This is a genomic window from Bartonella sp. AD24XZML, from assembly GCF_042196485.1.
Classification (GTDB): Bacteria; Pseudomonadota; Alphaproteobacteria; order Rhizobiales; family Rhizobiaceae; genus Bartonella.
In genome coordinates, this window is record NZ_JBHIQH010000104.1 from 63,376 (window position 1) to 75,972 (window position 12,597).

9 protein-coding genes, 1 tRNA gene and 1 pseudogene are annotated in these 12,597 nt (G+C 34.3%); 3 read left to right on the forward strand and 8 right to left on the reverse strand.

Annotation, left to right across the window (positions count from 1 at the left end; all coding sequences use genetic code 11):
• Window positions 1-101 precede the first annotated feature (101 nt).
• From ACFIMX_RS09260 to ACFIMX_RS09290, 7 genes are all read right to left on the reverse strand, one after another.
• Window positions 102-911 (reverse strand): MBL fold metallo-hydrolase, encoded by an 810-nt coding sequence (locus tag ACFIMX_RS09260; RefSeq protein ID WP_375618143.1) that lies wholly within the window; start codon window positions 909-911, stop codon window positions 102-104.
• 10 nt (window positions 912-921) lie between these two features.
• Window positions 922-1,695, reverse strand: coding sequence for a TatD family hydrolase (locus tag ACFIMX_RS09265; RefSeq protein ID WP_375618142.1), 774 nt, complete (start codon window positions 1,693-1,695; stop codon window positions 922-924).
• Window positions 1,685-3,244: a methionine--tRNA ligase gene (gene metG, locus ACFIMX_RS09270; RefSeq protein ID WP_375618141.1), complete on the reverse strand. Its 1,560-nt coding sequence runs from the start codon at window positions 3,242-3,244 to the stop codon at window positions 1,685-1,687. Before metG ends, ACFIMX_RS09265 begins: the two co-directional genes overlap by 11 nt.
• Window positions 3,245-3,320: 76 nt before the next feature.
• A complete protein-coding gene (locus ACFIMX_RS09275) occupies window positions 3,321-4,364 on the reverse strand; it encodes a DNA polymerase III subunit delta' (protein WP_375618140.1) in 1,044 nt (347 codons plus the stop codon).
• The gene (tmk, locus tag ACFIMX_RS09280; RefSeq protein WP_375618139.1) at window positions 4,361-5,005 is read right to left on the reverse strand and encodes a dTMP kinase; all 645 of its coding nucleotides are present in this window, start codon (window positions 5,003-5,005) and stop codon (window positions 4,361-4,363) included. Before tmk ends, ACFIMX_RS09275 begins: the two co-directional genes overlap by 4 nt.
• 28 nt (window positions 5,006-5,033) lie before the next feature.
• Window positions 5,034-6,197, reverse strand: coding sequence for a D-alanyl-D-alanine carboxypeptidase family protein (locus tag ACFIMX_RS09285; protein ID WP_375694373.1), 1,164 nt, complete (start codon window positions 6,195-6,197; stop codon window positions 5,034-5,036).
• Between the two features lie 1,088 nt (window positions 6,198-7,285).
• Window positions 7,286-8,185 (reverse strand): septal ring lytic transglycosylase RlpA family protein, encoded by a 900-nt coding sequence (locus tag ACFIMX_RS09290; protein WP_375694374.1) that lies wholly within the window; start codon window positions 8,183-8,185, stop codon window positions 7,286-7,288.
• A 284-nt stretch (window positions 8,186-8,469) separates the two neighbouring features.
• Between ACFIMX_RS09290 and ACFIMX_RS09295 the strand changes: the two are divergent.
• Window positions 8,470-8,648 (forward strand): annotated as a pseudogene (locus ACFIMX_RS09295) (integrase); the annotation flags it as partial.
• A gap of 88 nt (window positions 8,649-8,736) precedes the next feature.
• Here ACFIMX_RS09295 and ACFIMX_RS09300 read toward each other — a convergent pair.
• Window positions 8,737-8,812: transfer RNA gene (locus tag ACFIMX_RS09300), tRNA-Lys, on the reverse strand.
• A gap of 1,192 nt (window positions 8,813-10,004) precedes the next feature.
• On the opposite strand from ACFIMX_RS09300, the gene lexA reads away from it, so the two are divergent.
• Together lexA and rimO are read left to right on the forward strand one after the other, a co-directional pair.
• Window positions 10,005-10,709 (forward strand): transcriptional repressor LexA, encoded by a 705-nt coding sequence (lexA, locus tag ACFIMX_RS09305; RefSeq protein ID WP_375618136.1) that lies wholly within the window; start codon window positions 10,005-10,007, stop codon window positions 10,707-10,709.
• A 458-nt stretch (window positions 10,710-11,167) separates the two neighbouring features.
• Window positions 11,168-12,481 (forward strand): 30S ribosomal protein S12 methylthiotransferase RimO, encoded by a 1,314-nt coding sequence (rimO, locus tag ACFIMX_RS09310; protein WP_375618135.1) that lies wholly within the window; start codon window positions 11,168-11,170, stop codon window positions 12,479-12,481.
• The last annotated feature ends 116 nt before the right edge of the window (window positions 12,482-12,597 follow it).

Genomic DNA, 12,597 nt, shown 5'->3' on the forward strand with positions numbered 1-12,597 from the left:
CATTTTTGACATAAAAAACACTAAATATGTCAAAAATGAAATAAAATAAAGGATAAATTTAAAAGTGTTTTATTTAACTTAAAATATTGCGCATAATAAGCTTACGCATCTGTTTCAAAAGTAAGACCTTGATATGCAGGTTTTACATAAGATGGAACGTAATTTATTACCTTATTGTAATCCAGCGATCTGTCCATATGTGTGAGTATTGCTTGTTTTGGCTTTAAATATTCTATCCACTGTAATGCTTGATCAACAGAAAAATGACTCGGATGGGATTTAAATTGAAGAGCTTCAATGATGAGAACATCTAAATCCATTAATTTGGATAAAGTTTTTTCAGGAAATTTACTAACATCCGTACAATAGGCAACATTCCCAATCCGAAAACCTAAGGAATTAATGTTTCCGTGGTGTTGTAAATGTGTATTGACACTTATTTCTCCGCCCTTCCCCTGAATAATAAATTGGCTATCTTCATTGATAAGATGTTCTTTTAAAATGGGAGAATAAGATGAATCTTTTAGAGTTTGAAAACAATATCCAAAAGCACTTTTGAGATGTTCTAGTGTAAATCTGTCGGCATAGATATCTATTAAACATTTTTGTGCAAGTGCATAGCTGCGTAAATCATCAATACCGTGGATATGGTCTGCATGAGAATGCGTGTAAAGAGCAGCATCAAGATGGCTTACACGCGCATCGATCATTTGTGAGCGAAAATCTGGACCTGTATCAATAACGATCGTTGTTTTGTCTCCAGAAGGTTTAATACGTTCAACTAATAAAGAACTTCTGTAGCGTTTATTTTTAGGGTTATTCGGATCACATGTTCCCCAATCACCATTAGGTCTTGGCACTCCTGGAGAAGGACCACAACCTAATATTGTAAATCGGTATTGATCACACATATCTTTTGCCTTATTTCATTTTGCTAAATAAACGAAAAGCATTACGCGTTGTTATTTGAGCTATTTCTTCAATGCTTAAGCCAATTGTTTCAGCCAAAACAGCTGCTGTATAACATACAAAAGATGGTTCATTTGTTTTGCCCCGATGGGGACTAGGTGCTAAGAATGGAGCATCTGTTTCCACTAACAAATGCTCATGGGGCACAATTTTTGCTATTTCACGGATTTCAAGTGCGTTTTTAAAAGTAAGAATACCCGAAAAAGAAATATAACCACCAAGTTCAATTCCAGCACGAGCAAGTTGCATTCCAGACGAATAACAATGAAGGATAAAGGGAAAAGCTCCTTCTTTTATCTGTTCACGTAATATTTTCTCCATATCGATATCGGCATTGCGTGAATGTATAACAAGAGGAATCTGTGTTTCTCGAGAAGCAATGATATGTTCTTGAAAAACTTTCTTTTGCTCTTCTGGTGTAGAGTAATCATAATGATAATCAAGGCCCCCTTCCCCAAACGCAACAATTTTAGGGTGATTCGAGAGCTGTATAAGCTCTTCCGCTGTAATATTTTGTTCTTCATGCGCGTGATTGGGGTGTGTTCCAACGGAACAAAAGACTTGATCATAGCTTTGCGCAATGGCTAACAGTTTATCTAACTTATGAACATGGGTTGAAATTGTTATCATACGTTTAACGTCAGCATCTAAAGCCCGTTGGATAACATTATCCAAATCTTGTGAAAAGTCTTCAAAATCAAGATGACAATGTGTATCAATCAACATGATGAGTATCTTCTTTCTTCAAGATATAACGAGGAAAAATTGGTTCTGGTGGTGGAAGATCAAGCCCTTCTTGAATTTTTGAATGACTTATATGATACAATAACCGATTATCTTCAGCAACCGCAAGGCTATCAAGAAGTTTCGCTGCTGATTGGGGGATGAAAGGCAAAAGCATAATTCCTATTCTCCGCAAGATTTCTACAGTTATATAAAGAACTGTAGAAAATCGCTCTCGATCGTTTTTACGTAAACTCCAAGGTTGTTCGTTGGCAAAATAGCGATTGGCATCTGCTACAATTGAAAAAATAGCTGAAAGTGCTAAATGCATACTATAAGAAGACATAGCTTGGTGTACAGTTTCAAGTACTTGAAGAGATTGTTCTAAAAGCTGTTTATCTTGAGCTAAAAATGAAGCTGGTTTCGGGACTTGTGCATTACAATTTTTGGCAATCATAGACAAACAGCGCTGTGCTAAATTACCAAGATCGTTAGCAAGATCAGCATTAATACGGTTCACAAGGCTTTCATGACTGTAACTACCATCTTGTCCGAATGGCACTTCACGGAGAAGGAAATAACGGACCTGATCAAGACCATAGTGATCAACCATTTCAAAAGGATCAACGACATTTCCAATAGATTTTGACATTTTTGCGCCACGATTAAGTAAAAAACCATGTGCAAAAATATTTTTAGGCAATTCAATTCCAGCAGACATTAAAAATGCCGGCCAATAGACTGCATGAAAACGAATAATATCCTTACCAATAATATGCGTATTTGCAGGCCAAAAATCACGTTTTTTTGAATTTTCATTGAAAAAACCTATTGCTGATAGATAATTTGTAAGCGCATCAACCCAGACATACATCACGTGCTTTGGATTCTCAGGAACAGCAATTCCCCAGTTAAAACTTGCGCGTGAAATAGAGATATCTTTTAAACCTGATTTGATAAAACTTATAATTTCATTACGCCGCTCAAATGGAGCAATAAAATCAGGATGTTTTTCATAATATTCAAGAAGAGCCTTTTCATAATGAGAAAGTCTAAAAAAATAACTTTCTTCTTCATTCCATTCAACTGGAGAGCCTAATTCTTTTTCACGACGGATGTTGTCTGCTCCAATTTCCGTATCTTTTTCTTCATAATAGGCTTCTTGGCGAATCGAATACCACCCCGTATAACGACCGAGATAAATATCGCCATTTGCTTCCATCTTTTTCCAAATTTCTTGACAAGCTTGATAATGGCGTTCTTCTGTCGTACGGATAAAATCATCGTTAGAACAATTTAATACTGCAAGCATTTTTTGAAATACCGCACTATTACGATCTGCAAGTTGCTGAGGTGATATGCCTAATGCTGCTGCGGTTTGTTGCATCTTGAGACCATGCTCATCTGTACCAGAAAGAAAAAATACATTTTTTCCGTTTAACCGTTGAAAGCGGGCTAAAACATCGCTTGCAATGGCACTATAAGCATGTCCAATATGTGGAGCACCATTAGGATAAAAAATGGGAGTTGTTATGTAATATGTGTCACGCATGTCATACTCGTTGTAAAACGCTATAAATAGAAGATATTATGACATAACGTTTGTTCATCGCATTGTCACGGAAAAACTAATTCTCATGAATGATCTTATGAACTTTAAAAAGTAAGTTAATAACAAACTGCTTTTTATCGAGATTAAACAGTTGTATTTCCTCTATTTCTTGATGAATCTCCTGCCATTTTTCCGCATATTTTTTTGAGAGAAATAAGTCTCCCTTTTCAACGAGCATGATAGCTTTTTTTTGAATTTTATTAAGAATTTCATCACAAAATTGTTGAAATTGAAATGTAGAGGAAGCAGATGAAAATGTTTGTGCAAGAGTATGTACAATTGTTGCGTTACAAACAGGTTTCTCTAGGAGAACATCAATTGTTTTAATAATTTCAAGACCGCCATGGGAAATAAGTAAAGCGGCTTTTCGAGGGCTTCCTTTAGATTTTTTAATAATCATTTCAATTGTTTTTTCATCAGGTAAATCCTGATGGGCGAAAATATGTGTAATAACTTTTTTCATTTCATCGTTATTCAACGGACGAAAAGAAATTTTTTGACACCGTGAATGGATTGTTGGAAGTAATTTTCCTGAAGAATGTGCGATAATAACAAATAACGTTTTTGTAGGTGGTTCTTCAAGTATTTTGAGAATTGCATTCGCTGCATTTCTATTCATATCATCTGCAGAATCAATAATAACAATACGCCATCCATTATCTTGTGATGTTCGGCTTAAAAAATGCATAATATCACGGATATCATCAACGAGTATTCTTGTTTTAAACTTTTGCGTTTTCACATCAAATCGACGTGAAATATACAAAAGACCAGGGTGACTTCCTTGTGTAATTTGGCGCCATGGGGTGGAATAAGGATCAGGTTTCAAGAAAGCACTCTGTTGAAAACTTAAAATGTTCCAAGCAAGATGAAAGGCTAATGTAGCCTTTCCAATCCCATATTCTCCTTCAAATAATAATGCATGATGCAAACGCTCTTCTTTAAGCATTTGTGTCAAAAAATGACGCACATCCTCATGACCAAAGATAACATTGTTCTGAGATGGTGATAAAATTGTATCAATATCATCATATTGGCATAAGGTATTGAAATTACTCATGAAAGCTGATCCAACAATACCTGATGACAAATATTTTTTATTTGATGAGCAATAGCTTCTACTGAGCTAGTAGCATCAATGACTCGAAATCTATGGGGTTCTTGTTTGGCCAATTGAAGAAAAGCCTGACGCCTTTGTTCTTGAATTTCCAACTGATCTTTTTCAAAATAATCAATTTCTTCTGTTTTTTTTCTTCGCAAATTTGCACGCTTCATACCACACATTGCTGGCATATCTAATAAAAATGTTAAATGAGGCAAAATACCATTGAGCGCAATACACTCTAAAACAGAAAGAAAAGAAGAACTGACTCTATTATTGAGTCCTTGATAAACGCGTGTAGAATCAATAAAGCGGTCACATAAAACGATTTTACCTTTTTGCAAAGAAGGTGCGATAACCTCAGTAACATGGTCGATACGTGCAGCTGTAAACAAAACAGCTTCAATCAACGGTCCATACTGTCGCGCCTGCCCCGACAACAAAATATGCCGGATTGCTTCTGCTCCTGGCGTTCCTCCTGGTTCTCGTGTTGTGACAACATCATAACCTTGGTGAGAGAGAGACTCAGCAAGTAAAGAAATCTGCACCGTTTTCCCTACCCCGTCCCCTCCTTCGAATGTAATAAAATAACCTGACACGTATGACCTTAACCTTATTAGCGCGTAACTATAAATATTTCCGTAACCATCCAATTGTTATTTCATAGAATGCATTTTTTACTTTTGCAAAGAAACTTCCTTCCTGAATATTCATTCCGGCAAAAACTGGTTTTTCCAGAAGAACCTTTTTATCTTCTAAAATTTGAATAACGCCAACTGATTGCCCAGAAACGATGGGAGCTTTCAATGGACCATGATATTTAATTTTTGCTTTAACATTTACTTTTTTTTCATTCGAAAGCATAAAACTTATTGGTGTTTTAACAATGAGTGGAACAAAATTTTTCTTACCACCATAAACAGCAGCACGACCAACTATTTCTTCTTTTGTGAAAATCGTTTTGAGATCAAAAGCCGTCATTCCCCATTGAAGAATGCGTTCTATTTCTTTTGTATATTTTTTACCATCTTGCAAACCATTGATTGCTAAAAAAAGACGTCGATGATTTTTAGAAATAGTGGCAACCATTGAAAAACCTTCTTTTTCACTGTAACCAAAACCAAATCCTTCTACACCAATTTCCTTAGAAATAAGAGGGTTTTTGTTACGTTGAAAAATATTATTCCATGTAAAATGAGACTCACAATAAAGTGCATAATAATCCGAATATTCCTGAACAATATGACGTGCTAATATAATCATATCACGCACAGTTACAAATTGTCCCTCTTCGGGTAGCCCTGTTGCATTAACAAAATGACTCTGAGATAATCCAATCATTTTTGCGCGCTGATTCATCAGTTTTACAAAATGATCTTCATGTCCTGATATTCCTTCAGCAAGAATAATAGCAGCATCATTTCCATTGACAATCATTAAACCACGCAACAGATCAGAAACACTGATTTCTGTTTTTATCTTTGCAAACATAGTGGTTGTACCAGAAGGTGCTCCACCCTTGCGCCAAGCATTTTCACTGACCTTAAATTTCTGCGTACTTTTTAATAATCCTTTTTTTAATTGATGAAATACAACTTCTGCTGTCATCAATTTTACTAATGAAGCAGGAAAAAAAGGAATAGCACTTTGTTTTTCATAGAGTACTGTCTCTGTATCATCATCGAGTAATAATAATTGGGATGCGGGAGTTTGAAAATCTTGTGCTCTCCCCCACGTATCAAATGCCAATACTCCCCATAATATCAATAAGATCCTTAATGCTGTATACATAGCTGCTCCTCCCATCCCAAAGATCAACATAAAGAATCTTATATAGGAAAAAACTTTTTGATTTCTGAAAATTGAGGAATTATTTACAACTCATAAAAAGATTTTATTTTCATTTAGCTTTAGAAAAAATAATATGACACGTTTTTTATCTTCTATGTAGGTTCAGTTTAATATTTTAAATGTATGAGAGACAAAAGATTTTTTCCTATTTTTATTGATAGTATTTTGATTTGTTATGATAAATTATCATTTTAAAATTGAAGCTAACTCAAAATACTACAAGATTCTCTCATCCCCTCTTCTCATATTGAATTCATTAAAAATCGCTTACTTACGGGTCATAAGTAGGGTTCGTATATGGATAAAAATTATTAAAAAAGAGAGTAAAAATACTTCTTATCAACCTCTCAAGTGTTAAGAATTATCGCACAAAACATTGGGGACTTGCAAAGTGTATGATGGTGTCGATTTATATCTTCATAAGTGTAAAGATGCTGATGTCTAAAGGCGTTAACAGTTATACCATTCACAGGCGCTGTCGTAAAATAGACTTGTAGCGTGTTAAAGTATGTCTCTTTTAAATAAGTCCATGAATTGGCAATGTAAGTGTATTTTGTTTGAGACGCTCTGTTTTTCGTGAGGGAACTTACTCCATTAAAGAACATGATAAACAAAAGCATGAGATAATGCATAATCTTTTCATAAGATATTACCGTAGATACTTTAGAAAGATGCAAGGACGAATCAAAAGAAAATATTTTTTACTTGTTAAGATTTTTATTCCTCTAAAATCGATTGTACAGTTGTTTTAGAGATTACACAAACAGACTTGACACAATAATTTACCTTCGTCTAGCAAAAGCTATTACAGCAAGAAAAGTACACGCTTTATTAAGCAAGCAATATCATAAAACGACGAATAGACCAGCAATGGGGTGGAAAGTCCGTACTGAATTTATAATAATAGCACCCAACCACGCTTTTTGAAAAGGACAACGCGCTTTAAGATAAAAATCCTACACTAAATCCGTAATTTCTTACCTTTTTTACTAGAAAATTATATAGATAAAAAATCAATGCATTTTTTCTTAAAACAGTTGTAGCCAATTAACCTTTGTTTTTTTGTTTAGCTTATTTATAGAAGCAACTTGATCGAATGGTATCGGCTTATCAACCATGATAGGACCAATTTTTGGCAATTTAACTGCAACAGTTTTATTACGTTGTTCTTGTTTAACAGCAGCTGCTTTAGCTAATTCTTTTTTGTTCCCTGTATTGCGCTGCTCTTTTAACAAAACAGTTTCTCTTTTTTTCGCAACATTTTCCGACGCTAATGAATATGGGGCAGCATTTCCAGGAGTATAAGAGGACATTAAATATGCACCATCATAATAGCCAACAGGTGCTTCAGCAATATATTCTACTTTAACATCTGCGACCCCCCTATCTACATACCCCAGTATTGTCGCAGCTTGCCTTGATAAATCAATGATTCTGTCTTTCATAAAAGGTCCGCGATCATTCACTCTAACAACGATTGAAGATCCATTTTTCAAATTAGTAACACGAGCATAGCTAGGTAAAGGCATTGTAGGATGAGCAGCAGTCAAAAGATTCATGTCATAAATTTCACCATTGGCAGTTAAACGTCCATGAAAATCTGAACCATACCAAGATGCTTCGCCAACACGTTTATAAGTTGGATCACTTTGAGGATAATACCACTTTCCTTTTATTTGATAAGGTTTACCAACAATCACTCGTCCACGCTTTTTTTCTTCCGATTGATTCCTCTTATTGGAGACTTGTTGAGGTAGTACAGAAGTGTTTACGTTAATTGGTTTATTGTGATAGGAATCTTTTATTGAAAAATTCATAGTTTGGCTTGCGCAACAAGATACCAGTGACTGAGAAATGATAATCATAGAAAACAATTGAAATGTGGGTTTAATCATAAAAATAATTTTCTTTTTTCTATTTGAAGGCATCTATTCAGTCCACTTATTTCTGTTAAGTACTACTGTAAAAACCACGTCACGCTTTTTGTACGCAACGGAAGAATTTACGTTTTTAAATGATTCCCCTCGCGTATATACCACTCTTGAATTGGCCCCTTTTACCAAGAAATTAACGTATTGTTAACCTTTTTATGGTTTTCATACGAAATAAATGTAGTCTAGTAGATATTAAAAAGATTAAAAGTTAAACAAATCAATATCTTATAGAAAATTCATTTCATAATATAAGTGTGAATAAGTGGTGATTTTAGCAACTGTTTTGCGAATCATGTAATGCAGTGGGTATTAAAAAAACCACCTATGGATTGAGAAAATTAGAAACCACATGTGCTGCCAACGCAGGTACAACCCTATCCGTAAGCTTAAAGCTCTTTTTTGTTGGAAAGGGGACAGTATAGCATCGCTCTATTCCAAAACAGCTGATAGAAAATGACAGACTATAGAATCAATAAAAACTTCAAAAAGAATCAAAACAAGAAAGATTCTTAAATTTTTTATAGCCTATTGATATTACTTAAATTTGGTGAGCGCGCAGGGATTCGAACCCTGGACCTACTGATTAAAAGTCAGTTGCTCTACCAGCTGAGCTACGCGCTCTCTCACAAGCTATCTAGTTTGCAGAAATTGAAGGGAACATACGGTTGACTTTCCATTTGGTCAACACCTTTTGGAAAAAAATATTATTATTTTCTTCAGTTATCAATAATTTTCCGTTTTCGCCCCTTTACTTCATCATTGTATAAGTACTCTTTAATCTTCTTTTTGAAGTTTCAATAAAGGAAAAATTTCACTGCAAAATATTGCATAGATTCGAAGCGTTAAAATTATGAAAAATCCCCCCTTCCCCTCACATGGGTTGTTGAGCATAATGGGTAGAGAAGAAAAAATACCTTTTATTATAATATTATTTTTATATCTTTATATTTTAATGTTCAATTTTCAAATATGAATACAGCTTTATAAGATAATATATTGATTTATAATAATTTATCATTTTTCACTTGAGTGAAAAGTCTCAAATATTGTAAGTTTTTCTCCTTTCAAATCTTTTTTATATTGAAACAATAAAAAGCATTTTCTTGACCGATATAAGTGAGAGAATAAAACTATAAAAAAGAAATGAAAATACCTTTTATGCCTCCTTTCAATAACTAAAAATTATTGCAATATTAGGGGGCATGAAAATAGTATATAGCGGTTGACACGTTAGACTTGAAAATGGAAAAATGAGCAACAATGGCTTTGAGAGTATGATTTTTGTTCATGTATAATGAATAATAACGAAAGCCAATTTATCCTATAGAATAAAGTAGATATGAAGCAAAATTTAGTCTCATTGAAAATATCCCGAATGACTATAAATTATGCTCACTATTAGAGCTGTAGATAATTTTACTAAGAATAAAAAAGCAGAAATAATATGCAGTATGCAAAATTATTTTAAGTGTTCTGAATATATAGAATGCCTTCTAGTTAACTTTTTTATATCAAAAGTTACAAAATACGTAGATATATTTTTAGAAGAAAAGGATAATACTAGTCACAAAATTTAGTGTTGGATAATTCAGTCAGAACTATAAAGTATATTTATACATTATTTAATATTAATGTATATATACAGTATATAAATAATAATTTAAATATATCTATAAATAAAAATATTGATTTATTAAATGATAAGATCAAAAACAAAGAAAATAAATTTGATTTGGCGATAGAAATTGTAAAAGTGCTATATATACATGTATTTTTAATTTACTAATTTTTATTATTTTGATTGGAATATTGAATGTTAACATGTAAACAATATGAGCTACTCTTGTTTATTCATAACCATATAAAAGAAACTGGTATTCCTCCTTCTTTTGAAGAAATGAAAAATGCATTAGAACTTTCTTCAAAGTCTGGTATTCATAAGCTCATTATAGCCTTAGAACAACGAGGTTTTATACGTCGCTTGCCCAATCGTGCTCGTGCTGTGGAGGTGATTCGACTCCCTGAAAAAATAACATTTAACCTTTCTTTAGCACGTAAAATTTCTCCCAGTATGATAGAAAGAAAGAAAAGAGAAATATCAAAAAGCTTGAGTGCCTTTGATGAAGAAGAAGAAAAAAATATCACCATTCCTATTATGGGACGTATTTCTGCAAGCGTACCCGCCTCTGCTATACTGCAACAAATAAACAGCCTTTCTCTTCCACTCGATATGGTTAATACAGGTGAGCACTACGCATTAGAAGTTAAAGATGATTCTATGATGGAGGCTGGTATCCTTGATAAAGATACGATCATTGTGAAACGTCAAAATACAGCAATAACAGGTGAAATTATTGTTGCGTTTATTGATAAAAAAGAAGCCACATTAAAACGTTATCGACGCAAAGGAGCTTCTATTGCATTAGAAGCCGCAAATCCTCATTATGAAGTACGGACATACGAATCCGAGCGTGTAGAAATACAAGGCAAACTTACCGGTCTTATTCGCAAATATTAAAAAATAAACCTTATAGTACGCGATAGATATCGCAGTAAGAAGCTGTTGAGTATTTTTTATTGTGCCACACGCAATTGACTTCTTCTCCACAGCCAAAGGATGCCCCCAATTAGGTTTATAAACAATCCAGATCCTTATCGAGCGGGTTTCACTTTCACCTTCCCCTCATGCCCTTCTCTTACGCAAGGCTTGACAAGTAAGTTTTAAAATTTCACCACGTACTTTGAAAAGAACTTAAATGCTTTGAAGGAAGCAGCCTTATATCATCATCCTCAATGACGGAATTTTACGATATAATAAGACAAAATTGTATGCATGCATAAAAACATATAAAATTTTGTAGAAAAAAATCAAATAACTTTGTAACAGATTGTATTGCATAGGTATAAAAATAAAGAACATTATTTTTAAGTTAATAAAAGCGTAACTCAATCATTCATAGTAATTGTAGGATCATCATGGTAGCACCTCGTATTAGTTTTGTCTCCCTCGGATGCCCAAAAGCACTCGTAGATTCAGAGCGAATTATTACACGCCTTCGCTCTGAAGGGTATGATATTTCACGTCAACATCAAGGAGCTGATGTCGTTATTGTGAATACCTGTGGTTTTCTTGATTCGGCAAGGAGAGAATCATTAGCCAATATTGATGAAGCTCTTAAAAAAAATGGAAAAGTTATTGTAACAGGGTGTCTTGGTGCTGATCCTGATGCTATTCGCCAAACATATCCTAATGTATTGGCTATTACAAAACCGCAAGCTTATGAAAGCGTTATAGAAGCTGTTCATACAGCAATTCCTCCTGTTCATGATCCTTTTCTTGATTTAGTTCCTCCCCAAGGTATTCGTTTAACACCTCGCCATTACGCCTACTTAAAGATTTCTGAAGGATGCTCTAATCGGTGTAGTTTTTGTATCATCCCTACTTTGCGTGGTGATCTCACTTCACGTCCCATCAGCGATGTTCTTCGTGAAGCTGAAAAACTCGTGCAAGCGGGTGTAAAAGAACTTTTGGTTATTTCACAAGATACGAGTGCTTATGGTGTTGATCTTAAATATCTCGAAAATTCTTGGAAAGATCGTACAATCAAAACGAAATTCTTTGATCTTTGTCGTGAACTAGGCGATATGGGTATTTGGGTACGTATGCATTACGTTTATCCTTATCCCCATGTTGATGAAGTTATCGAACTTATGGCTGCAAAAAAAATTCTTCCTTATCTGGATATACCTTTTCAGCATGCATCACCGACTGTTTTGCATCACATGAAGCGTCCCGCACTTATGGAAAAAACAAACCGTAGAATTGAAAAATGGCGGAAAATATGTCCAGATCTTACTTTGCGATCAACATTTATCGTTGGTTTTCCTGGTGAAACGAATGAAGATTTTAATATACTTCTAGAATGGCTAGAAGAAGCAAAAATTGAACGCGCGGGGTGCTTTAAATATGAAGAAGTAAAAGGAGCTGCCGCAAATGATTTGGGATTAGAAAATATTCCTGAAGAGGTGAAAGAAAACCGCTGGCATCGTTTTATGGCAAGACAACAACAAATTTCTACACATCTTTTAAAGAAAAAAATTGGAAAAAGACTCCGAGTGCTTATCGATGAAAGTCAAGGAAAAGTTGCCAAAGGACGTAGTCAGTACGATGCTCCAGAAATAGATGGTGTTGTCCATATATCATCACGACGCCCACTGCGTGTTGGTGAATTTGTCACCGTTAAAATCGAACAATCGGATGCCTATGACCTTTATGGTATAGCAGTTTAAAAATTTAACTCCTTCCCTGTCCTCAATGATGAAGATTTCTATTAGCATCGGTTTATAAAAAGATCAGCTACTCACAATCGAACTTGATCACTTATATAGCTTACTTCATGAGAATT